Below are 25286 nucleotides of genomic sequence, written 5' to 3'. Positions count from 1 at the left end.
GCAATTCTATTCGTTTAATCATCTTGTTAAAGCCTCCCGCCTTGCTTTAGCTAAATCATCTGCCGTATTAATATCTTGTTGCGGGATGGCACAAGCAACATCAACCCGTATTTTATGACCCGCCCAAAGCGCGCGTAATTGTTCTAAAGCTTCACAGATTTCTAGTTTACAAGGCAGCCAGCTAACAAAGTCAACGAGAAATTTAGCTCGATAAGCATAAAGACCAATGTGTCTAAAAACATGACTAATGCTATTAGGTTCATTGCGGTTACTAGGGATAGGTGCTCTAGAAAAATAAAGGGCATTATTGAAACGGTCACGAACCACTTTTACAATATTTGGGTTTAATAGTTGCTCCTGTTTTTCGATAGGCCAGCAAAGTGTTGCCATATTTAACTCAAGATTTGTTAAAATACGTGCAACTTGATTAATTAAAGCAGGTTCGATAAAAGGCTCATCACCTTGCACATTAACAATAATATCATTTTCAGTATAAAAACCGCGCGCAATGACCTCCGCAATTCTATCAGTTCCTGTGGCATGGGAAGGCAAAGTCATTTCAACATGAGCGCCAAATTCTCTTGCATGGGTGGCAATTTGTTCATCATCAGTAGCTATAGTAATGGTTTTAGGTTCTGCCTGCAGCGCCTGTTCATAAACCCGTTGAATAACCGTTTTTCCACCAATCTCCATCATTAGTTTACCTGGCAGACGCGAAGATTGATAACGTGCAGGGATGACAACATGAAAATCAAAGTTCATAAGGATTCCTTTTCCTCAAGTGGAATTAAACGCGCTTCTTGCTCAAGCATGACAGGAATACCCCCTCTTATTGGGTAGGCAAGCCTGTCGAATCGGCAAATAAGCTCTTCATTTTTCAGTAATAATTTCCCTTTACATAGAGGGCACACTAATATTTCTAAGAGACGTTTATCCAAAAGAGCTCCTTTAATTTAGCTTGTAACTATAGGGCCTAATTAATCCATGAACTTACGTTAAATTAACATGAGTTCGACATAGAAGAGACGAAGTCTCTTTTGTGTCGCCAAACGAACGTTAGCCCGTAAAATGCGTAGCATTTGTGTGGGATCCAAAGAAAAATAAACCAATTCGACATAGAAACTATGTGATAACTTTTATGTCTAATTCACGTTAAATTAAAAAAAGGATGATAAGAGCTCTCATTACATTGGTCAAGCTAAATGGATTTGGTTTTTAGGATAATATTATAAGAAGCACAGGAAGTTGTTACTCTTATTGATTGGATTGGCGCCTGTAGCACAGGATACCACACCCTCGAAGCTAGGTGTAGGTAAACACCTTGTCCCTAACGGAACATTTACTGCTTTGCGAGGCCTCATTCTCATCATCAACTTTTGCCTTTTCAACTTTTACTTCCTTAAACAATCCAAAATGGCTGTTAACAAGTTTTTGAGGCGAAGACATCGTAGCTTGAACTAGTTGTTCTATCTCGCTATAGCCCAGAATATAAGCAATTTCATGAGGTAAAATAGGCAGAGTCTCTGCTGAATCAACGGTTAATCCTTTACTTTTAATAAAGGTTTTTGCTCTAATTAATGCCTCTTCTTTTCCTGAATCCTTGGCAAGACCAATTAATATATTACTGCTTGATTGGCAAGCAACAGAGCAGGAAGCCCCCATTTCCAGTAGACAAGACACAACATTAGTATGCCCGTATTGTGCTGCTATAAAAAGAGGTGTTGCATTCTTAGCATTAGGCTGATTGATTAGCTTTTCGCTTTCCGCTTCACTTAACTCTTCTATCAATGCACGAATTGCATCTACATGGCCATTGCCTGCCGCAGCATAGAGAGGGGTGGCGCCATCCGTATTGGGCTTACTGACGAGCGCTGCAACTTCCTTTGCACTTAAATTTTTTATTAATGCATCAATTACGTCTGCATGACCCTTAAGTGCCGCAATATAAAGCGGGGTAGCGCCATTCATAGTGGGCTTATTGACGAGCTCTGCAACTTCCTTTGCACTTAAATTTTTTATTAATGCATTAATTGCGTCTGCATGGCCATTTTCTGCCGCAATATAAAGCGAGGTGGCGCCAGTGTCATAGGAAATGTCGACCTTAGCGCCCAAAGCTATCAATGTGTTAATGACTGCTATATGGCCATTTTGTGCCGCAATATAAAGCGGGGTAGCGCCATTCACAGTAGGCTTATTGACGAGCTCTGCAACTTCCTTTGCACTTAAATTTTTTATTAATGCATCAATTACGTCTGCATGGCCCATTTCTGCCGCAATATAAAGCGGGGTAGCGCCATTCATAGTGGGCTTATTGACGAGCTCTGCAACTTCCTTTGCACTTAAATTTTTTATTAATGCATCAATTACGTCTGCATGGCCCTTGAATGCCGCAATAAAAAGCGGGGTGGCGCCAGTTTTATGGGGAATGTCAACCTTAGCGCCCAAAGCTATCAATGTGTTAATGACTGCTATATGGCCATTTTGTGCCGCAATATAAAGCGGGGTGGCACCATCCGTAGTGGGCTTATTGACAAGCTCTGCAACTTCCTTTGCACTTAAATTTTTTATTAATGCATTAATTGCGTCTGCATGGCCATTTTTTGCTGCAATAAAAAACGGGGTGGCACCAGTTTTATAGGGAATGTCGACCTTAGCGCCCAATGCTATCAATGTGTTAATGACTGCTACCTGGCCCATTTCTGCCGCAGTATAAAGCGGGGTGGCACCATTCATAGTGGGCTGATTGAGAAGATCTCCAATTTCCTTCGCACTTAAACCTTTTATCAATGCATGAATTGCATCTACATGTACACGGCCATCTTGTGCTGCAACAAAAAGTGAGGCAAGACCTTCTGCCCTAGTACTACTGTCTAACTCTACGCCTAGTGCTTTCAACTTATTTATTGCTTCCACATCGTTCTTTTGCACCGCAAACGCAAGCGGACTGACACCATTTTTACTAGGCTTATTCACATCTATACCGCTTTTAGCTAACGCCAAAAGTATCGCCCACTGCCTACTGCGTATTGCAACCTGCGCGGGCGTATCGCCCTGGCTATCCCAAGCATCAAGAAGTCCTAGACATTCTAAGGTACGTACTACCTTAAGCTGGCCTTTAACGATTCCTTCATTCAGTTCGTTTCGTCTGTTTTGCTTAAAAAAACAGAGAAAATTAAAAGCAGTTGAGCCTGGAGGGAGTTGTTTTAGCAAGGGTGTAGATAAACTAACAGGAAAGCTAGCTGGTTTATAGTAAAGTAGCGCCATGAAAGCATCTTGTTGTTCTCTTGCTGTATTACCTCGTAGAACATCGTTTAAACGAGTAACTAGTGCGTCCAAAAGCTCGTTTCTTTTGCCATCGTCTTGCTCCTTTTTAAAGTATTCCACTAATGAAAGGACAGGAAGGTCTGCGTTAATTGTGTTTAAGGAGATATGGAATAGATAGTTAATAACATCTTTGTGTTGGAGAAGCTCCTTCATCGCCCCTGGTATCTTGTTTACTACCTTCTCAAGTAAGTGGAGTGGCGGGTTAGATAAGGTACCTTTTTTGTTGGCTTTTTTTCCTTGGCTAACTTGATTAGTAGATTTAGATTTAGCTGCATTTACAGTTGCAGGCACGTTGCTTATAACTGACGGGCGCTTTACGGCAGCTGTTACAGGTAAGTGAGGTGTCCTGTTGCCGTTTAAATGCTCATTAATGATGGCTTGTGCTTGTTCGGTTAAACCTTGTTGTTCGAGAAGTACCGCCCGCCGCCGCCATTCTTCCTCAGAGGATTGGTTAGGCCTACTTTGAACATGAGCTTGGTTGTTATTATTATTGTTATTATTGCTGTTGTTAATGGCTGCAATTTTGTCCCTTAATTTTCCACAAATGCAGCGAATCTCTCTTAAAGACGGCTGATAAATGGATAAAGACCGTTGCGCTCGTGTGACTGCGACAAATAGTTCATTAAAGGCAGTGCCGTGGCGAATACTTCCTTCAGTGTTCTTAGCTATACCTGTATTTTGTATATCGAATTCCTCGCCAATGACTGGATCAGCAGCTTTGTATTCATCTTGCTCTAAGAGTTTAAAGATTAAGATATGATCGTATTCCAACCCTTTAATCTGCGCGGGTGTAAAGACACGCTCACGACCAAATAACTTGGCTGCTTCGTCAATAAATTGAGGACTGGTAATCACCGCAAACTGGGCATTGCTTCTGTCCTCAGTAAGTGGGGCAAGCTCTTTTTCTTGCTCTAGCCAATAGATGTTTCCTGCTTGACTTAAAACAGGATTGGATTGAATATAAACTAGCTCATTCTTATCCAGATACTCCCTGCCACCTATGGCTTGATATTTAAGCTTTAAGACACCATTAGCAAGTTCAGTCACTTCTCTTGGACAGCGATAGGAGGCGTCTAACTTAGCTAGGGTGGTGATATCTTTTTGGTTTTTTTGCCAGTAAACGGAGCGAATAAAGGGCACCGTCGTTTCACTACCAAACAAGCGCTGATGGTCGCCGATACAAAAAATTACACGCTCTGATTGCTGAGCAAGCGAGCTGATTTGTCGTCTGGATAAATCTTGCGCTTCATCAACGACAATAAAATCATATGCTTTCTGCAATTCAATCGGCAGGAAAGCTAAATCAACTTCGTTATTGCTAGTCAGTTTCTTCATGTAATTTTGATACACTTGCCATAGCCACTTGCGTGTTTCTGGATTAGGAAATAACGATAACTTACTGGTAACTAACCGACTATACTCCTCAAAGGAGCTGTAACCTGACATAGTGTGTAATTCTTGATAAACTAACGATGCTTCCTCTGCACGAACCAGTGGTGCTGTTTTGTCTTTTTTCTTTAATTTGTTCTGGGTTGCGAGCTCATGGCAAAACCAAGTAATAAAGTCGTCTTCGCCTTTGATATTCACACCTTCATGGCGTTCTAGATAAATCGCTTGTGGGGTTTTAAACTCAACCCACTCAGGTCGAATCCCATCATGCTCTGCACACATGGTGGTAAATTCACTTCTGATGAACTGAATCAAATTTGCCGATTTTGCTATCATTAAAATAGGCTTTGGCTCTAACCCATTTTCAACTGCATGTTGGATATTCTGCCACACAACCGATAACCCAACACTCGTTTTACCTGACCCAGGTGGGCCGGTAATAATGGCCGGCATCGATTTCATTCCTTTTTCCTTGGCCTGCGCTTGTCCTTCATCAAACAAAATAAACCCTCTACTACCACAAAATTCAATTCCACTTGAGACATCAATATTAATGTCTTCATCAACATCCACTACGTCGTCTTGGGACGCCTCAACAAAGTCGGTAAATTCCATCTCATTGTTTAATGATTTATCAATTTGATGACTTAACCATCCTTTTGGCTTTTCTTTTAATTTCTGATATTCATGATTGGGCAAGACATCAATTAAACACCAGACTTGACCTTCAGGGCGGTCGATAGCGCAGAGAACAAGGCGACCTTTACCGTTCATTCGAATTGAGTAAACTGATTGTTTATCAAGCTTGCCGTGCAGCTTTTCTAAGTTTAAGCCGTTTTTTTCTTGTTCATCCATAAAGCGGCTTAGTGCTTTTTTATAGCCAGCAAATTCAACGTTGCTGAGCTTGCTTAGTAGCTCAGGCCGTATGAGTATCTTTCTAGGCATTTCTAATTAAACCAGAATTAAATAAGATAAAAATATAGTCTTATTGTAACATTATTAAGCATCATTAGGCAATAGCTGTACTAGTACTCCGCTTCATGCCTAAAGCACCTTAGGATTTAAATGAAAAATTAAACTATGTACCACCTATTATTAATCTTGGAGCAGTATAGATAGATGATTTAAATAAAGACCAATTAGTCACGCTTAGAGCCAACAAAACTCGTAAAGCAATGACGCCCACTTTTTTTGATGAAATTAGACAAGTCAATAAGCAACTTGTCTATGATGAAACTTTTATTTTAGATGACTATTGGATTTCTCATTTAATGATGATACAAAAAACTCAGTATTAGCTCGTGAACTAAAGATAAGTGATTATATATCTTTGCCAAAAGAGAAGCGGGCAAAGCTCATCACTATCTTAAAACAAACCAAACCCCCACTTGCCCTTCTTATTCTTGACAGTTTTCTCAGAAAGCAACTTAGCTTGTAAAAAATTACATAAAGAATTTTCAAATTTATCAGTAAGAAAAGATTATAAAAGTGTTATCCTGCCAACCATTAAGAAAACTAATTTTGAGGAATTTATTAAGGAAAGGAAACCTATTATCGTAGAGCCATATAAGCTGACTCAGGATGATATGCAGTCAGTAGAAATATTCTCAAGTCTAGAAGACTCCATATCTGCATCAGAACTGCAAATGTTAATTGACTTGAGACGAAAAAATGAAAGCAGCACAACAGCTAATTTCAACGCTAAATACATCAAATTTATATATTAGCCCAAAAGATAGAAAAGCATTATTAAATAGCCGATTACACGCTTGTATTGACTAAAGTTAATACAAGATTAAGAATGATGTGGAAAAGGTTTTAATATTGCTATGCTTAGACTGACTTAGGCAGATGTGCCACTTGATTACGGATATAGGTAGGAAGGGCTTGGTCTGCTCTAATGGGTTTAATTGGTTGTGATTGCACTAAATGCAGCATGGTACTCGCACGTATAGGAGCCTCTTGTTGCTTTACAACGTTAGCTCGCAATGCTTCAGGTAAGTCTAGAAAGTAAGGTGCAAAATTAATGCCTATTAATTGCAACGGCCTATTGATAGTAATGTTGATGTCTTGTGCAGCCGAAACATACTCAGGTCTATCTATTAATGAAGAACGATCATAATAAGCCCAATAAACTTGATTCATGCGCGCATCAATCAGCGCTAAGATTGGATACTCTTTATCTTCCTGAAGTGTCTTAAGTTCATAAGCTAGTGTTGCTAAACTGCTTACTGGAAATAGTGGTAAATCATGAGGATAGGCTAAACCTTGCGCAATACTACAAGCAACCCTAAGGCCGGTAAAACTACCGGGTCCACGACCAAACACAATGCCATCTAATTGAGTTATAGATAAAGCTGCTTCTGCTAATAGCGCCTCAATAATACTTAAGATAACTTGAGCATGCTGACCTTGCCCAACTTGGCTTCGTTCAACAATTTCGCCCTGATTTAATAAGGCGATAGATGCCACCGGGGTCGATGTATCAAGCGCTAACAACTTCATGATTAAACACCCATTGATCAATAAAATTTAAAACACTCTGCTCATCACGTGTTTTTTGTAGAGGCGGAAGGCTTGCAAAAATTTGCTGCCCATAAGACCTGCCCGTCAAACGCGGATCAGCAATCATCAATACCCCTTTATCAGTAACATCCCGAATTAAACGACCAACGCCCTGTTTTAAAGCTAAAACTGCATTAGGTAAGGATAATTCATCAAAACCAGATAAACCACGCGCCTTTAAATAAGCCATTTTACCACGCATAACGGGGTCAACGGGACTGGCAAAAGGCAATTTATCAATAATCACACATGATAAAGCCTCTCCCTTAACATCCACCCCTTCCCAAAAAGTAGCAGTCCCCAATAAAACTGCATTCCCTAATTGTCGAAAGCGGGCTAACAAAATAGGTTTAGCTTCTTCTCCCTGGATTAATAAGGGGTAGTTTAAAGTATCAACCAAAAGCTCAGCAACTAATTTTAAAGCGCGGTGGCTGGTAAATAAGAAAAAGCACCGGCCTTGACATGCTTTAATAATAGGTAATGCTTTTATAACTAGCTCTCGATAGTAAGCAGGATCATTGGGGTCAGGTAAAAACCTTGGTAGATATAGTAATGCTTGTCTAGCATAGTTAAAAGGGCTTGGTAAAAGAAGTGTCCGTGCTTTATCTAGCCCCAGTGGTTTAGTGAAACAGTCAAAAGAGGAACCCATGGTAAGTGTTGCAGACGTAAAAATGTAAGCACAAGATAATTGCTGTTTTAAAAGGGCTTTGAAAGAGTCAGCAATATCATAAGGCGTTGCATGTAAAACTAAAGCGTGTTTATAACGCTCAATCCAGCGAATGAGTGTTTTATCTGATTTTTGAAATGCTACTGCTGTTGTTTTAAAGGCTTCAAGGCGTTTAGCACACCGTTTAAGTCCTGCACTTTCCTCATGTTCAATATCTTTTATACAGGCTAATAAAGCGTCAATTAAATCAATTAATTGTTGCCAAGCTTTTTGAAAAAGTTGATTGCGCTCAACAACATCCCAACTTAGCTTATCCTCTTTGGTAGATAAACTGGTAATTAACTGCTCAATAATTTGATTGGTTTCTAAACTTAATTTTTTAAGCGGCTGATTAGCTAAATCAAGAACTGGCCACTCATGAATAACATCATCAACTAAGTCTCGCAATTGCCGGGTGCCTAAACGCTCTTCATTAAAATGAGCAGCAATTTCTGCTAACTGGTGTGCTTCATCAAAAATAATCACTTCTACGTCTGGTAGGAGCTCTCCAAACCCTTCTTCTTTTAAACGGGAATCAGCAAAAAATAGATGATGGTTTATGATAATTAGATCAGCTTCAAGCGCACGTTTCCTTGCTTTGACCAAGAAGCAGTCTTGATAATAGTTGCATTCACTACCTAAACAGTTATCGATGGTAGAGGTAATATAAGGCCAAAGCGCGGAGTCTTCTTTAATTTCAAGCAACTCACTGCGTTCGCCATGGGTTAACTGGGGCACCTTTTCTTTAACTTTTAAAATATCATGAATAAGATGAGGCGCAATAAAAAAACCTTCTTCTGCATGCTGCTCAATACGATAACGGCAAAGGTAATTGGCTCTTCCTTTTAAATTTTGCACATTGATAGGGCGTCCAAGAGCACGTATAAGTAGTGGTAAATCTTTTTGAAATAATTGATCTTGCAGTGTTTTAGTTGCTGTTGAGATCACGGTCTTCTTACCACTTAATAATGATGGAATTAAGTAGGCAAAGGTTTTACCTGTGCCTGTGCCTGCTTCTGCAACTAAAATTGTTTTTTGCGTAATAGCGTCGGCTACTGCAGCTGCTAATGTAATTTGTGCTTGACGCGCTATAAAGCCAGGAATCGCAGTAGATAAACGTCCTTTTTCACTTAAAACATGTTGACAATGCGAAGATACATCATCAGTTAAATGCTCTATTCCCACTCTTTCTCAAGAAATTGTAATTTATCCTTAACCTCTTCCCATTCTTTAGCGTCAGCTGGTGCTTCTTTCTTTGCTGTAATATTGGGCCATTTTTGAGCAAGTTCTGCATTAAGCTCTTGAAATTTCTTTTGCTCAGGCGTTAAATCATCCTCAGACATAATCGCTTGCACCGGACACTCAGGTTCACAAAGCGCACAATCAATACATTCATCTGGATGAATTACTAAGAAATTAGGCCCTTCATAAAAACAATCGACAGGGCAAACTTCAACACAATCGGTGTATTTACATTTAATACAACTTTCAGTCACAACAAAAGTCATTTTAAAATCGCCAAAGTTTTAAAAATAATTGTTATTAAAACATAACTTGCCTTACTTCGGCTAGCTTAGTTTTACATCGCTTATTATCTATCAATCATCTAAATGAAGTATCGGGCCCACAGGCACAATACGGGTTGGATTTATGGTGTCATGACTGTAATAGTAATGTTGCTTAATGTGCACAAAATTAACAGTCTCTTTGATACCTGGATGATGATAAAGTCGTTTAAGATATTCTTGTAGAGCGGGATAGTCAACGATTCGTTTTTTATTTGTTTTAAAATGACTATAATAAACTGCATCGAAGCGAATAAGCGTGGTAAATAAGCGCCAATCAGCTTCAGTTAATTGCCCACCAACCAAATAACTGTGCTGCTCTAAATGTGCTTCTAACTCATCTAAAGTCGCAAATAATTGCTCAAATGCTTCTTCATAAGCTTCTTGAGATGTGGCAAAACCGCAGCGATATACCCCATTATTTACGGTATGATAAATTTTCTCATTAATAGTATCAATCTCAGAACGTAAAGAAGGTGGATAGAAATCTTGTTCATCACCTGTTAAATGGTTAAAAGCGGTATTGAATTGGCGAATAATCTCAGCAGATTCATTACACACTATCGTTTGTTTTTCTTTATCCCATAATACAGGAACCGTCACTCGGCCTGTATAATTAGCATCGGCTTTGCAATACAGCTCATAGAGATAGCGAAGGCCATAAAGTTTATCACCGGTAGCACCCATTCCTACTTTAAACTCCCAACCTCGGTCTAGCATATGCGGGTGGACAATGGAGACATCCATAAAATCAGTCAATCCTTTAAGCACTCGAAAGATTAATGTGCGATGTGCCCAAGGACAAGCTAAGGAAACATATAAGTGATAACGATTGGCTACAGCAGGAAACAATGCGTCAGGTTGTGCGCTAATGGCATGATGGAATTTAGAAGGCTCTCGTTTAAAAGCGCCTTTTGATTTTGATGTATCATACCAAGTATCTTGCCATTGCCCGTCAACTAAAAGCCCCATAGCGTATCCTTAATTTTTAACAATTAAATTCATTACATTTCTTTATATTAAGCTAGTAAAAAACGAAAATTCTTTTGGATTTCATTTAAATCAAATTTATTAAGAAATAAAGAAAAACTCATCCAAGCGCTAAGCGCAGCTAAATCGCGAAACGGCGGCGGTAAATAAATGGGTGGCGCTATAAGTTCCCTTTCTAAAAGCTCCATTAATAAAGGCAAATCATCAAGCACTAATTTACCAACAAATAATAATGGAATCATCTCTACCCGATGCTGGCTTATAGCAAAGCGAATGAAATTATAAATTAATAAAAAGCCCTTTGCATAAGATAAGTCTTTTGTAAAAGGCCCACCTGTCGGTATACTGCCCCGAAAGATTCGCACCGCATGATTATAACTGTCCATAGGACTTAAGCCGCAATCGATAAAATAGCGATAAATATCAAGAAAATTAGCGCCTTGACGCACTTTCTCAAGCGCAATAACTCGATTAGTGATTTTACGTATTCGTCCAGGATAAGAAGAAAAAGTAACTACTTCGGTAATAACAGCTAAGCCTTCCTGAATAACACTACAAGAAGGTGAACCTTTCGAGAGAAAAGTACAATAAGGTTGTGTCGTGCCATTTAGGGTCGTACCAACATGCACCCAGCCTTCATGAACTTCTAAATATTTCACATCTCGATCACTAAACTTTGCGTGCTGACTTAATTTAATGTTATCGGCACCTGCAGAAGCGTCAGCAATCATATCGTCACTAATCATAACCGTAATTTTACCTGGATGAAGATGAAAGAAATCACTTAACTGAGCCTGCAAAATTTGTTGAGCCTCTTCAGGTGTGTAACGTTTTAAGTCAGCGTCCGATTGCAATTGAACATCAAGCGCTGTTAATACATCGAAAAGTACTGTTCCTAGATCACATAAACGAGGTCCACCTAAATAAAACACATCATCAGGGCTGCCATATAATTCAGTAGCAAGCTGACTAAATGCAGGAGTTCCCCGAGCAGCTAACATATCAACTGCTTTAATATATTCTTCGCATTGACGCTTAAGTAAACGCGTAACAGGCGAATATTGACCTAATTGATTTTGTGCATCACGTAAGATTAAACGAAATTCTTCTTGTTTTTCCTGGGCATCAAAAGGAAGTGGTCGATTATCATAATAGGTTTTATCGACAGCTGGCAGTTTACCTGCTTTATCATTAAAAAATTGCTGGCGTATGGAATCATCCCATTTAATGCTGTCTAGAATACGAATTTGATTTTGTGCTTCAACAAGTCGCATCGATAATTCTTGAATAACAGCTAACTCAGTCGATTCCATAATTTTACCTTCACTTTAGCCTTAAGTAGTCGGCGCTGTAGATGGCGGTGCAATACCTATATTAAAATTTGGCCCGGGTGTAGGTAAATCATAAAAATGGCCAATATTACTTGCCGTTAGCGGCGAAGGGACATTGATAGACGCCCCATTTTTACTTTGTAAATAAATTTTTTCACCATTACTTGCATACTGCGAGCATGCTGCAAGCCCCAGTGTTAACAACACTAAAACAAATTTTTTCACAACCAACCTCATTAAATTAACTGTAACTGACTTAAGGCCTGCTCTAAAGTTGCTTGATGTTCTTTAGATAATGGCGTAAGAGGTAAACGCAACTCCGGCTCTATTAATCCCATTCTGCTTAAAGCCCATTTAGTAGGAATAGGATTAGATTCGACAAAAAGTAAGCGATGTAAAGATTGTAATGGTCTATTGATATTAATTACTTGCTCCTTATTACCGGCAAGACCTGCGTCACACAAGTTCACCATTTGCTTAGGCACTACATTGGCAGTCACCGAAATGACACCCTTAGCACCTGCTAAAAGCCAGTCGGCTGCGGTATCATCATCGCCGCTATAAATATCAAGGCTGCAACCACATAATTGCTCGATTTCCTTTAAACGCTCTACTTTACCTGTTGCCTCTTTTATACCAACAATATTCGATATTTGAGCAAGCCTTGCGACTGTTTCTGGTAATAAATCACAGGCAGTGCGGCTAGGCACATTATAAAGAATTAAGGGCATAGGTACTGCAGCTGCAATTTGACTGTAGTGCTGATAAAGCCCTTCTTGAGTTGGCTTAATATAAGCAGGCGTCATAATTAAGGCAGCATGGGCTCCACATTCCATCGCCATTTTTGTTAACTCAATACACTCCTTTGTTGCATTTGCAGCTGTTCCTGCAATCACAGGGATTCGTTCACGGGCTTGGTCAATAACAGTCTTAATGACCAAATGTTTCTCATCATGACTTAACGTTCCTGCTTCACCTGTTGTGCCAGCAGCCACAATGGCATGAGTCCCAGCCTCAACGTGAAACTCAACTAATTCCCGTAAACTCCCTACATCAACTCTGTCATTTTCCAGTGGCGTTACTAATGCAACCATACTACCGCGAAACATAATGTTTTCTCCCAAAAAATCCCTTCTTCAATACTACTGGCCCAATAGCAATTTAACAAGGTTATTCCTATGTCCTTGATTTTATTTTAGTCATTTTATTTAAAAATGTACTAATATGTGTATTGAGGGAACTAACAATAGGAAGAAAATCATGAGAAAAACATTACCTTTTATGCTTGTTGTAGGATTATCAATGCCTCTACTTGAAGGCTGCACAAACGCTGATGTAGGCACAGTTGGTGGTGGCCTTGCAGGTGCAGGTATTGGCTATGCTGCTTCTGGCGGTAGAGGTTGGGGTACTGCCGTAGGTGCTGGCGCCGGTGCTTTAATTGGTAATGCAATTGGTCGATCTCAAGACCGTTATTATTATGGTAGCTATTACCCTAATCGTTACTATGGTTATGGTTATAGAACTTATCCTTATTATTATTACTAATCTGTTTTTCATCATTTAAGACTTTTAGTGAGAAGCTATCTGACTCACTAAAAGTCTTTTTCTTAGTTCAAAAACAATTCATAAAATCATTGCTATACTGGTAACAATACTACTTTAAATAAGGATATTATGACTATGCGCTTAAAAGATAAAATAGCTGTTGTTACAGGAGCTGCCAGTGGAATTGGTAAAGAAATTGCCCTAGTTTACGCTCGTGAAGGCGCTAAAGTAGCTATTGCCGATTTAAATCTAGCCCAGGCAGAACTTGTGGCTGATGAAATTAAGGCTAACGGTCATACTGCCATAGCAGTCGCTATGGATGTCACAAATGAAGAGCAAGTTAATCACGGTATTGATTCCGTTGCTGATCAATTTGGTGGCATAGATATTTTAGTCAGTAATGCAGGTATACAAATTATTGACGCTGTTGAAAATCTCTCTTATGCCAACTGGAAAAAAATGCTTGCTATTCATTTAGATGGTGCCTTTCTAACAACTCGAGCTTCTCTTAAGCACATGTATGCAGCCAACCGAGGCGGCAGCATTATCTATATGGGTTCAGTACACTCAAAAGAAGCTTCAAAACTTAAAGCGCCTTATGTCACGGCCAAACATGGTTTACTAGGTTTATGTCGAGTAGTTGCTAAAGAGGGGGCCGCACATGGCATTCGGGCAAATGTAATTTGCCCAGGTTTTGTCCGCACACCTTTAGTTGATAAACAAATACCTGAACAAGCCAAAGAGCTTGGAATTACTGAAGAGCAGGTCATTAAAAACGTCATGTTAAAAGATACAGTCGATGGTGAATTTACCACAACCGATGATGTTGCCCAAACAGCGCTCTTTTTCGCTTCTTTTGAATCGAATGCGCTAACTGGTCAGTCTCTGATTGTCTCACATGGCTGGGTTATGGAATAAAGATTAATATAGAATTGAGTAACGTGGAGTCCATTATGAATGAATCACAAATTAGAGAAAATGCTTTCGCAATGCCTTTAAATTGCCCTTCTTATCCGCGCGGACCTTACCGTTTTATTAATCGGGAATATTTTATTATTACTTATGAAACGGATATGGATCTTCTACGTGAAGTTGTACCAGCACCTTTAGAAGTAACTGAACCTATCGTTAAATTTGAAGTCATTCGTATGCCAGATAGTACAGGGTTTGGCTGCTACACAGAGTCCGGTCAAGTTATTCCTGTCTATTTTAATGGAACAGCAGGAAGTTATACTCATGCGATGTATTTAGATGATTTATCCCCTATTGCAGGCGGACGGGAAATATGGGGTTTTCCTAAAAAACTAGCCAAACCTAAACTTTTTGTTGAACAAGAAACATTAATTGGTACACTTGACTATGGCTGTACGCGCATTGCAGCAGCAACAATGGGATATAAATATGAAGCGCTAGAAGAAGAAAAAGTTTTAGCAGCGCTTACATCGCCTTGTTATCTTTTAAAAATCATTCCGCATGTTGATGGCACGACTCGAATTTGCGAACTAGTCGAATATCGACTCTCAGATGTCATTATTAAGGGAGCATGGTCGGGTCCTGCGCAGCTTGAGCTTTTTCATCATGCCATGGCACCTATTGCGTCACTTCCAGTAAAACGCATTGTCTCTGCTATTCACATTTTATCTGATTTGACATTACCTTATGGCAAAGTTATTCATGATTATCTTAAATAGGATTTTTTAATCTTATTTGGATACCGCGCATAAGGCGCGGTATGTGGTGATTTGCAGTCGCGGTACTTAGGTAATTTGCAATAATGTTAAGGTATAATAACTGACTTACTGAAACCTAGGGCCAATAATTTGCAAGGTTGGTGAGGCCCAGTAAATAGTTTGGTTATTATTTAAATTCTTATAGGGGATAAGAATCGATTTATCCGTCTTAAATCGCCAAAATTCACCACAATAGCGGCCGTCATCTCTAGAAGAAACAAGTTGAATAACTCTACCCCTTTGGTCAGTAAATTGGCGACAATAGGTTGCATCTTGATTGGGAGGTATCCTAAGTGGCGAGGTTACTAGTTCAACTTCACCTTGCTTATTAAAAGAAAAAAGCAGCCGAGACACCCTCGCATAAATATCATGGCTGAAGCTTAAAATTAAAGAAGCAAAAAGTAAAACAACAATAGTTGTTTTAACTTTGCGCCTAAATGGCGTTCGCCCTCTTATTACTCGATAAATAAGAATCCAAAAAATGACAATTGCTAATAAACTAATGATTGTGGTAAGCACCTTTTCTCCCAGTTAATTTTATAGTCAGCAACTTTAACGAAATTATAAAGCTAATGCACTTTTTTCAAATAACCTCAAGCTAAACTTTTAATTTGTGTAAATGGATACGACGTTCTGCATCGATTAATAAAAGATAGTTAGGAGGTACTGATTGCCACTCCGCCCCAAAATCAGTTAATTTTTCGGATGCAACTAACACACAGTCATGCACTTCTGCTCGTTTAGGCCGATAATATCTATCATTTGGCGTTAACCAAAGGGAACCTGCAGAATAATGTAGCGATTCGGGTTTTACTTTTCTACTGGAAGAATAGCGGCTAGCAATAATGCGTATTCCATCAGTAAGACAGATATTAAATAAAGAAGGATCATCTGTTTTACCGTGTTTTTTTACAAGATAATTAATCTGCTTAAAGGTCTCTTCTAAAGTGTCTGCTATTTCGGTAATATTAGATAAATCTTTATCTTTGGCAAGCTGCAAAAATAGAGCAAAAAGATGTTCTGAATCGGTTTCCCCTTGAATCCAATTATAAATATCATCATCTAATAAGTGACGAAGATGACGCTTAACTGACATAAAATCGCTGATCCCACCATTGTGCATTAACATCCATTGCTTATAGACAAAAGGGTGACAATTATAATTATTAGTGCCCCCTACACTAGCGGCCCGAACATGGGCGAAAAATGCATCTGATTTAATTTTTGCTGTTAAACTTAAAAGATTGCGATCGCTCCAAGCTGGAAAAATAGAGACAAATAGCGCCGGCTCAGAACTTATGGATGGAGTATACCAACCTAGGCCAAAACCATCGCCATTAGTAGGCACCGTTGACTCTCGTGCTTTTAAACTTTGCATCACAATAGAATTACTTGGCTTTACTAGAATCTCCTCTAATAACACTTCTGAGCCAAGATAAGCAACTAAGCGGCACATCGCTGCTCCTTTGTATAGAGCATAAGTATACTAATTAGTATAGAAGAAGATTAAGTTCCTACTTCGAAATTGCTCGAGTAGCAGGTTTTAGAATACATCTAACGTTATAGGGAATAAGCAATTTTCGCTTAAATTTTAATTCCTGCAAGAAACTTAAGGCCCTTTTTTAGTTTTCTTATTTATTCCAATTTTATTTTTCTTAAGCTTAGTGCAAACTTCCTTAGTTGAATCGGTCTTAGGCGTCACATGACAAATATTTTTTAGATCTTCAACCTCTGGATGATCAGCATTCTTATCCTTTTTTTTCATTTTAACTCTCTCTTATTAACTTAGTTTAATATTAGAGCAATATTATGCGAGATACAATGTAGGTGTCTTCCTTGTTAATTCAAAAACCTATATGTATAATTTAGGTACAGGCATATTGGAGGGAACCATTATGAAAAAAATAGCAGCTTTGTTAGGTATAATAACGCCTGTTGTATGGTTAAGTAGTTGCACGATTGTTGAATCAAATTATATTCCTGCGGTATCAACAACAGATTATGTCTCTAATGTAGGTTACTATGGAACAAGCCCCTATTGGGGAAATGGTTATTACAGTGGCCATGCTTATAGCACTTGGTATGGCGGCTATTATGGTCCCAGTGTCTATGTGAATGACTGGAGCTTCTAAAAGCTTGTAGGATAGTATCGTTTCCTAATCGACTAAGTATTAAAGTGGCTACTATCCACTTTAATACTTAGTCTTTACTTCTCATGAAAGCTGAAATATTTCCTGGCATTTTACTTTTCTATTTGCAAAGGCTGTTAATTGCTCAATTGAAATCTATATCTAGTATTTTTTAGATAAATTTCAAATTTGCGCTTATTAACCTTTGTTTTTAATAGTTAGGTGTACTTACCTGCAGTTTTAACTTTAAGTTCTTATTCATATTTCCTTAACATCTAGTTGTTATAGTTATAATCAAAGTATATATTTTTAATACATTTATTATTACTACACAATGTGTAAGTAGGATGCCCCATAATTCTTAACAGGCATCTTAGGAGTCATAAAATGCCATTAAGTCAAGAATGTCGAGACAAAAGCCTTGCTGATTTAATTAATTATTATCAACGGAAACAGATATTAACCGGACAACAAATAACACTTCTAAAAGAAATTAATAATTTGGCAGCTGCGGATGGGGACGGAATATTTTTAAGTGAACAAACCGATAAAGTTCGCGCTATTATTGGTCAAGGACTTATTGGTCAAAGACTTAAAGGACAGTTTGATGAATCTTCATGCAAAGAAGTTGCCAGTTCTATTTACACTAAAGTCATCGAGCAGCTAGATCGCGAAAAAGTTGAAAATCAGCGTTTATACCGTAGGGCAGGAAATTTTAATCAAAAATACATTCATCAACGTCATCTAAAAGATGAATTACAAGACCATGATATGGTATTGTTAATGCCAAAATCACATGGAAATATTGAAGTTTTAGCACCAATAAACCGCTTCGACAAGAAATCTATTGAAGCTGTACAACAAGGTTTATTTGCTGCTCTTAAAAGTAAACAAATTAAGCACATTGTAATTCCAATAGGACCTGGACATTGGCGTAGTATTTATTTAACTAAACCTGATAATGATACAGACAACTATGAGCTTGAATTATTTGATCCTTATGGCCCAATAGGTGCAATTGCAATTCAAGGCATTGCACTAGAGCTTTTAAAACGTTGCGGAATAGATATAGATAAAGTAACTGTCAAAACTACTGGCCCTACTCATCCACAAGGGGATAGTTATGCTTGCGGAGACTTTACCTGTGCTTATAGCCACAAAAAAATGCAAGAATTTGGTGCCCCCAATACAGCTTATAATCAAGAGCTTATCAATGTATTAGATACTGAGGGCAATAGACAAGACGCTCTGCGTCATAAAACGCGGGAAGTATCCGCAAAAAAAAATAAATCTGAAGAAACAAAAAGATATGAAAAAAATAAACAATACGCCATTGCCACATGGCCGCCCAGCACTAGGCAATCAAAACAGAGACATTATTATGATTCTAGAGGAAAAGAGATTAATTCACGCTTGAGGGGGCGCGACCTGCCTGCTGCCAAATATGTAGCTGAACAGGAAAAAACTAATAAAGAAAGAAGACAAAAACTATTAGCAGACACCAAACTATTTACTAACTTACCAAACAATTTTTATCAACAATTTCTTCAAATACAAAATAGCGATAGGCCATTTAACTTTCCTCCTATGGGCCACGACAAAAATGTCACTGTACGGGATGTTATGAGTGAGCATTCTGCATTTCAAATAGGTGGCATATTTCACCCTGACAACTGGAAAAATTTAGGATGGAAGAGTAAAAATGAATATAATCAATGGCTAGATACGTTAGTTCTTTTTGCTTTTTCTCAGTGCCTCCATTATTGCTCTGTTGACAGGATTTTTAATTGTACTACCCAGCAAAGCGACGGATCATTTCGTTTTGATCAAGTTTCAACAAATAATAGATCACCTAAAAAAACCCATATCTTAAGTGTAACTGGTTTTGATTATATGGGCTTTTCTGGAACTGTTGATAAAGAACATTTAAGGCAAATAAAGCAGCATTCACAATTCACTATGGGGAGCATACTTGAGGCTGCTCAAACAACCAATACAACAGATATTGTATTAATTCCGTATGGGATGGGAGTTTTTATTCAAGGTCGTTCTTGGGAAGGAGATGTTAAAGAATCGATTCTTTCTGGTATGCTTAAAGCACTTCGTCATTATGATGGCCCGCCCCTAGTAATCCATTGCTGCGCTAGTGATGAATTTTATAACAAGCTAACGTCAGTGAGTAATCCAAGATTAACATTTATCAATAAGGGAGGTTTTGACGCCTATACTGTAGCCAACAGTATTGAAGACGACCCTACAAAACCCAAAAAGAAAGCCATGTTAATTAACGCAGCCGATGACGATTGGAAAGCCCTACTTGATAAAACTAAGAAACCAGGCCAACTCTCAGCTTCGCATCATTTATATACTTCAGCTTCTGATGAGTATTATGCATTAGTAACCAATTTATCATTTTATTCCATTCAAAATTTAATTCATACTTTTGGAAATACTAAAGATCAGATCATTGAGCTTAGAAAAAAAACCGAGAAACCTGAGTTTACAGAAATTCAAAAACGTAATTTTCTGACTCAACTCAGTAAAATACTTTCAGATCCTAACAAGCTAGATAAAGCTGTTTTTGAGAGAGGATTTGGATCAATAACCCATAATCACCTCTCGTTAACTACCGATACCAAGCAAAGGAAGAAGAAATGGGTAGAGTTAATAACTCCTCGCAGCCTCTCTTTACGTGAACTTGATGCCTATGGCGTATTTAATTCTGACGGCTCTATAAATCAAGAGGTTGCGACTCAATATGGAATAAATTTCCAGGAAGAGAAAATTAAAACAAAAGCAGAAGAATACGGATTCAAACATCTCTCATTTCGAGAAATGCTCATTTTGGTAAGTGCTGTAAACACAGTATTTAATGATTTTTCTATCAATCCAGAAATAGCTGAAATTTGTTTTGATGATTTTTCCCCACCTTCATTATTTCGATTTAAACATCCTTTAAGCATGGAACTAGCGGGTCCGGCTAGAGAAATGTTAGGTCGGGGTTATTTTAAATTTAACGGTACTAATATCTCAATTTCACCAGGACCTAATTCTGCCAGGTCTCTTAGCACTAGTAACCCACAACTTTACGAAGCTCACCGTGATATCGCAGGTTATTTAAACAATTTACTCGCCAATGATGTAGCTCATGTATTTGTTATGGGCCGTATACTTCCTTATTATCCACAAGCAAGCGATGGTGAAAGACAAATTAGAACTGATGTAATTCTGAATGATTTTATTAATTACTTTATACCAGATGCTAATGGGCATGTAATTCTTCCAGATATTCCTGAACTAAAAGATATTCAGATTACTTCACGTCCGCTTAAAAAAGTCGGTCGATTTATAACTTATGAAATTAGTATCAATGGAAGTAACCCTATCCAAGTACATCATTTTCCTATTCGGGATAAGCAACCTTTAGAATTAACTGAAGCAGAATTAGCCTACGTTAAAGAAATAAGTCAAACCACGCCACCTCAGCAAAATATCCACGCCCATTGTCGTGGAGGAAAAGGACGTAGTGCTCAAATTGCCTATCTTTTAGCCTCTTTAACTCCCACATACAGTAAACTAAGTCATGAAGAACGGCTTGCTCAGATGAGAGATGAAAAAGCATTGAAAAGAAAGCCAGAGTATTTTATAGAAACACCTTTACAAAAAGATTATGCTAAAGATAGCGGATATTTAATTCAGGAAGATCTGAGCTCTGAAATAACACATGATGTACATATGGAGCTTTATATTCTTTATGGTACTTTTTTAAGGCAAGAAATTAATAGGAATCTTCAACTAGTCACACTACCTGAAAAAGAAGTGGAAAAAGAGCATGAGCCAATTCTTGAATTAATTGAAAAATATCAAGAGCTAAGTTCAATTTCCTTTAATGATTTATCTAAGTGGGTAGATGAAGTATGCAAAAACTCTCTTGTATCTGAATCAACAAAAAATTTATTCACTTTTAAGAGCGCTACTGAGTTCTTATTGCATGCATTTAAAGAAAGAAAAAATCCTAATGAGCTAGCGTTATTTTTCGAATTACAGGCTAAGAATAGTAACTATTTAGAGGTGCTTAAAAAACTAGAATTAGTTGAGAAGCAACTAAGACAGGAGTTACAAAACAGCGAACTTTCACCTGACAAAACTCAACAACAATTGGAGATGGAGTTAGAAGAATATACGGCTTTATTTATTACTCACCTACAGAATGCTTATTTACAAAATAATAGTGCAGAAACAAAATGCATAACTGATGTATATGCAGACATTTCCAAAACACTTTCCTACATATTAAATGCAATTCAACAGCAGAATCCAAAGTTATTTACAAAAGAAATTTTTGAAGACTTACAGCAAAAATACTATCAGTGTAAACATAGGATCGAATTACTAGAAAAAAATGATCGAAATGGTGAGGTTCTAAATCTTACTGCTAATCTGAAACCATTAAGTATAGCTTTGGAGCAAATGTTCCTGTTAGGTTTTGATAAATTTGAATTTGAATTAGAACCTTCTACAATAATTATAAAAATGGACCTGCTCTATCAACAATTAGGTCAATTATATTCTGCTAATAAGCTTAGTCCAGAAAATTGGAATGAGTTAAAAAAACAGTTTAAAGCACTCAAAATCATATTTGATTTCACAAATACAGATAAAATAGAGACGCCTGCTATTGTATCTACCTTGGAAAAATTGTTCCAAGGAAAAAGGGAACAGGTTGACTCTCTATTTAAAAGAGCAGTTTTAAATGTTGATCCAGGGCGAGAAAGCTTAAATAATTTTGTGAGTAATTTAAGCTGTGCTGTATTAAATACAGCATTTGAAGAACTTATAACCGGGTATTATTCTGAAGAAGCTAAAAACAGCGGTTATTGCAAGGAAATTAACCGTCTGATAGAAGCGATTGGGGACTTGTCTAAAACTTATGAAAAATCAACTGAGGAAATATTAGACATACATCAACAGCCACAAAACAAAAATCAAACTGCAGAAGAATATGAAAAAGCGAGACAGCAAGTAATTGAATTTATTGAAAGATATACGCCACCATTTCTTATAACTACTGAAGATCTTGGGGTCCAATTTGAAAATCTACACAGAGATTTCATTCGCCTTAAGAGTCATTCTCAATTGATGACGTCTGAATTTAGGGAATTAAGAAATCGCTTTGCCGAATTAAAAATAGAATATAAAAACCAAAATAACCTAATGGATAATGTGTCTATTAATCAAGTAATAGAAAAAATTGAGGCACAAATTAATAGTATTTCTGATGTTGAAAAATATGAGCATTTAGCTACAGAGCATTATCATGAAACTATAGAAAACTCTTTACGAGTTAAAGCTATGCGTGATGCAGATAATTCTAGAACTGGGCGAGATATTCAAGGTGAAATTAATTCTTTTACAACACGTGTTGAAAAGAAAATGCTCGAAACCTCACCTTATCCTCAACCGCCCAAACTTATTGTGTTTGATTTAGACAGTATACTTATTGATTTAAAGAAAGATGAAAATAACGGGATAGAAAAACTAATCAGTATACTAAGATATGCAAGTGAGCACCGTATAGAAATAGCTCTCTCTTCTAATAGCGCGCCAGATGATGAAAAGCAAGCGCTGATTACAAAATTAAGAACAAGAATAGAGGCAGAGCTAAAAATTAACCTTTCAAATTTATTGGCTTTTTCAGATCCCGTTTCTTTACGTAAAGAAAAAGCGCCAATGGTTAAATTCTTTCAAAAGAAAATTTCTGACTTAAATCAATATCTTGAAGATTTAGAAAATCAGCTAACTACTGCAGAAGATAAGGAGAAATTAGAAGAAACTATTAAGGAAGTACAATCAGAGATTGGTAAAATGAGTAAGAAGTTAGACAACTTAACTTCAGATAAAATATTACATTTAAATGCCATAAAAGAGATGTATGAATTTAGAAAATTAAACAGCTATTATCAAAGGATGGATTGGGACATTTTAAATGATTTTGAAAACCTTTTAATAAAAAATATAGGCATTAATGATTATACAGAGAAAAAAGAAGCTTGGCATGACCTATTTCAATTAGCATATTCCCTCATGCAAGCTCAATCCTTTGAAGGCTTCAAAAGTTCGTTACAAACTATACTAACAGATATTATTTTTGACGCCGACAAGGCGGAACGTTTGCAAAATAAATATGGTATTCTTCAACCGCATCAAGAAGAGAGAAGAAAAAGAATAAGTAGCCATAAGGACTATTTCTCCCAACGCCTTTCTCAAATTGAATCATTTTATCAAAGTCGTCTCGCGTACCAAAAATTGGTATACGAGAGAAAAGCTGTTTTAAATGAAGAAGATATAGTTATTCTTGATGCTCAGCAAAATATTGAGCAAATTCGTCAACACCATAATTATCGAGCGATTAAAATTGGTGATTCTGAAGCAGCCGCCTCGTTATTATCTCTAGTAGAGCTTAACTATGAGATGGGAGCCTATAATAAGATTATTGCTTACTTAAAAGGAGAGGAACAAAATGCTCCCTTAAGTTGTGGTCCAAAAGAAATTAATAAAACATTAATGTCTTATTTAAATGATAACATTCCTAATTTTGCAATACATGAGTTTGGACACACTCCCATCGTGTTGCATGTGAAAATGTCAGATATACTTAGGAAATTACCTCAGTTGAGTGACGATAAAGAAGTACAAGAACGTTATAAAAATCAATTTTTTGAGTCTGCTATTGAGCGCTACGATCAACTATCTGAAGAGTTGCAAAATGATTTTGTGCGCACTTATTATATTGATGCATATGCAGCTTTAAATGCAGTAAACGACAAGCTGAAAGAGCTTATTAACTCCCCTTCTCAACAACTAGTCGAAGAGTTAAAGAAGCTAAAAGCTCAAGTCGATTCCATTATTGCAATAGATGAGAAATTTTCCCAACGAATTTCGCCAACTTTCTTAAGTTGTGAAGCAATGCTATTAAAATCGATGATTACTAGTTGTATTGATACAGGAAACTTAGACGGTTTACAAATAGATCATGATAAAGTATGTTTAAAAACGGCTCACGATGAAACTCGAACGAAGTTTTATATAGACGCAACGGTAAAAAAACCCGATATTTATCTACGAGAGAGTATCCCGATTTTTCATCCAATTCTAGTGGAAATTCCGGAATTTGATCAAGAACTTATAACTAGTCAGTATAAAAATCATGTCTCTAAAAAGTTAAAAGAAATTATCGATAAGCATTGCCAAGAAAATCTCTCTTCAGCACTCATAAAACCAGATCCTGAAGGAAATTATCCTTCCTTACAAGCTCTTTTAACTCTCCTTAAAGGGGAATTAGATAAATTAGATCTTAAAAAGAATACGCTATTATTTACAAACCTTCATCAATTAGGTGTTATCAAGAAACTTTGCGAGGCTTTAGAGCCAATTGCTCCGTATCAAACTTGGTTAGATAACTTAAGCGAAGAACCTAAAAAGGATTATAAACAACAAATTTCTCAGCTTTCTCAACAAATAAAAACATATCAACGCGAAATTGAATCATCCGAGGAATATAAAGCCAAACTCTTTTTAGATAAAGCAAAAGAGTATCTGCTTACTAAAGATTGGGATGTTGGCATTCAATGGAACACACACACTGTAAAATTAAATGGCAAAGTTAAAAAAATTCCGGCAACCGTTGCTGCACAACTTGATGTTATAAAAAAGGCTAAAGAAGGTAGTTATCAAGAAGCTAAATTTGAGTATCTGAAGCTTGGGCAAGCAAAAGAAAGTACTTGGCGCTCCTCAAAACCCGCAAAAAATTACTATTCTTTATTTGCCAATAAAGAAGAACTTGATAGCTTAGCAAAAGACTTAGAGCAGGAGTTTGATAAGAGTAAAACTGTGTAATTCATAGCTATCTTTTCAAGTCATTGGATATTAACGATCAAGGAATCACCTATTTTATGCAATTTTTGTAGTGCTAAGGGTTAGATTTATAGTTCTTCTATTAGCAATAAGTCAGT

General features: G+C 37.3%; 18 protein-coding genes. 5 read left to right on the top strand and 13 right to left on the bottom strand.

Annotation, left to right across the window (positions count from 1 at the left end):
• Nucleotides 1–18: 18 nt before the first annotated feature.
• The 10 genes from kdsB to dapA all read right to left on the bottom strand — a co-directional run bounded on the left by kdsB (nt 19) and on the right by dapA (nt 12979).
• A complete protein-coding gene (gene kdsB / locus ACQUW5_RS13765) occupies nt 19–762 on the bottom strand; it encodes a 3-deoxy-manno-octulosonate cytidylyltransferase (RefSeq protein ID WP_444991847.1) in 744 nt (247 codons plus the stop codon).
• A complete protein-coding gene (locus ACQUW5_RS13760; protein ID WP_444991846.1) occupies nt 759–938 on the bottom strand; it encodes a Trm112 family protein in 180 nt (59 codons plus the stop codon). Before ACQUW5_RS13760 ends, kdsB begins: the two co-directional genes overlap by 4 nt.
• Nucleotides 939–1302: 364 nt before the next feature.
• The gene (locus ACQUW5_RS13755; RefSeq protein WP_444991845.1) at nt 1303–5658 is read right to left on the bottom strand and encodes an ankyrin repeat domain-containing protein; all 4356 of its coding nucleotides are present in this window, start codon (nt 5656–5658) and stop codon (nt 1303–1305) included.
• Nucleotides 5659–6546: 888 nt separating this feature from the next.
• Complete coding sequence (gene tsaB, locus ACQUW5_RS13750) at nt 6547–7218, bottom strand: tRNA (adenosine(37)-N6)-threonylcarbamoyltransferase complex dimerization subunit type 1 TsaB (RefSeq protein ID WP_444991844.1); 672 nt, start codon at nt 7216–7218, stop codon at nt 6547–6549.
• The gene (gene yoaA / locus ACQUW5_RS13745) at nt 7199–9169 is read right to left on the bottom strand and encodes a DNA repair helicase YoaA (protein WP_444991843.1); all 1971 of its coding nucleotides are present in this window, start codon (nt 9167–9169) and stop codon (nt 7199–7201) included. Before yoaA ends, tsaB begins: the two co-directional genes overlap by 20 nt.
• Nucleotides 9160–9492, bottom strand: coding sequence for a ferredoxin FdxA (fdxA, locus tag ACQUW5_RS13740; RefSeq protein ID WP_444991842.1), 333 nt, complete (start codon nt 9490–9492; stop codon nt 9160–9162). The genes yoaA and fdxA overlap by 10 nt, the downstream gene beginning before the upstream one ends.
• A 90-nt stretch (nt 9493–9582) precedes the next feature.
• Entirely contained in the window at nt 9583–10521 is a 939-nt protein-coding gene (locus ACQUW5_RS13735) for a glutathione S-transferase family protein (protein WP_444991841.1), read from the bottom strand.
• Between the two features lie 47 nt (nt 10522–10568).
• Entirely contained in the window at nt 10569–11852 is a 1284-nt protein-coding gene (locus ACQUW5_RS13730) for a flavohemoglobin expression-modulating QEGLA motif protein (RefSeq protein WP_444991840.1), read from the bottom strand.
• 21 nt (nt 11853–11873) lie between these two features.
• A complete protein-coding gene (locus ACQUW5_RS13725; RefSeq protein WP_444991839.1) occupies nt 11874–12095 on the bottom strand; it encodes a hypothetical protein in 222 nt (73 codons plus the stop codon).
• An 11-nt stretch (nt 12096–12106) separates the two neighbouring features.
• Nucleotides 12107–12979 (bottom strand): 4-hydroxy-tetrahydrodipicolinate synthase, encoded by an 873-nt coding sequence (dapA, locus tag ACQUW5_RS13720; RefSeq protein ID WP_444991838.1) that lies wholly within the window; start codon nt 12977–12979, stop codon nt 12107–12109.
• 151 nt (nt 12980–13130) lie between these two features.
• Here dapA and ACQUW5_RS13715 point away from each other — a divergent pair, with 151 nt between their 5' ends.
• The 3 genes from ACQUW5_RS13715 to ACQUW5_RS13705 all read left to right on the top strand — a co-directional run bounded on the left by ACQUW5_RS13715 (nt 13131) and on the right by ACQUW5_RS13705 (nt 15106).
• Nucleotides 13131–13415: a YMGG-like glycine zipper-containing protein gene (locus ACQUW5_RS13715; protein WP_444991837.1), complete on the top strand. Its 285-nt coding sequence runs from the start codon at nt 13131–13133 to the stop codon at nt 13413–13415.
• Nucleotides 13416–13550: 135 nt separating this feature from the next.
• Nucleotides 13551–14333 (top strand): 3-hydroxybutyrate dehydrogenase, encoded by a 783-nt coding sequence (locus tag ACQUW5_RS13710; protein ID WP_444991852.1) that lies wholly within the window; start codon nt 13551–13553, stop codon nt 14331–14333.
• A 35-nt stretch (nt 14334–14368) separates the two neighbouring features.
• Complete coding sequence (locus ACQUW5_RS13705; RefSeq protein ID WP_444991836.1) at nt 14369–15106, top strand: acetoacetate decarboxylase; 738 nt, start codon at nt 14369–14371, stop codon at nt 15104–15106.
• Between the two features lie 105 nt (nt 15107–15211).
• Here the strand turns inward: ACQUW5_RS13705 and ACQUW5_RS13700 are convergent, their stop codons facing one another.
• From ACQUW5_RS13700 to ACQUW5_RS13690, 3 genes are all read right to left on the bottom strand, one after another.
• Nucleotides 15212–15664: a hypothetical protein gene (locus tag ACQUW5_RS13700; RefSeq protein WP_444991835.1), complete on the bottom strand. Its 453-nt coding sequence runs from the start codon at nt 15662–15664 to the stop codon at nt 15212–15214.
• A gap of 79 nt (nt 15665–15743) precedes the next feature.
• On the bottom strand, nt 15744–16601 hold the full coding sequence (locus ACQUW5_RS13695) for a class II glutamine amidotransferase (protein ID WP_444991833.1): 858 nt from the start codon (nt 16599–16601) through the stop codon (nt 15744–15746).
• Nucleotides 16602–16754: 153 nt separating this feature from the next.
• Nucleotides 16755–16910 carry a hypothetical protein gene (locus tag ACQUW5_RS13690; RefSeq protein ID WP_444991832.1) on the bottom strand — a complete coding sequence of 52 codons (156 nt, stop codon included), beginning with the start codon at nt 16908–16910 and terminating at the stop codon, nt 16755–16757.
• A 130-nt stretch (nt 16911–17040) separates the two neighbouring features.
• On the opposite strand from ACQUW5_RS13690, the gene ACQUW5_RS13685 reads away from it, so the two are divergent.
• Nucleotides 17041–17277 carry a hypothetical protein gene (locus ACQUW5_RS13685; protein WP_444991831.1) on the top strand — a complete coding sequence of 79 codons (237 nt, stop codon included), beginning with the start codon at nt 17041–17043 and terminating at the stop codon, nt 17275–17277.
• Nucleotides 17278–17661: 384 nt separating this feature from the next.
• Nucleotides 17662–25170: a hypothetical protein gene (locus ACQUW5_RS13680; RefSeq protein WP_444991830.1), complete on the top strand. Its 7509-nt coding sequence runs from the start codon at nt 17662–17664 to the stop codon at nt 25168–25170.
• Nucleotides 25171–25286: the final 116 nt, after the last annotated feature.

It is taken from the genome of Legionella pelazae (genome assembly GCF_052527395.1).
This window is presented reverse-complemented; position numbering and strand designations above follow the sequence as displayed.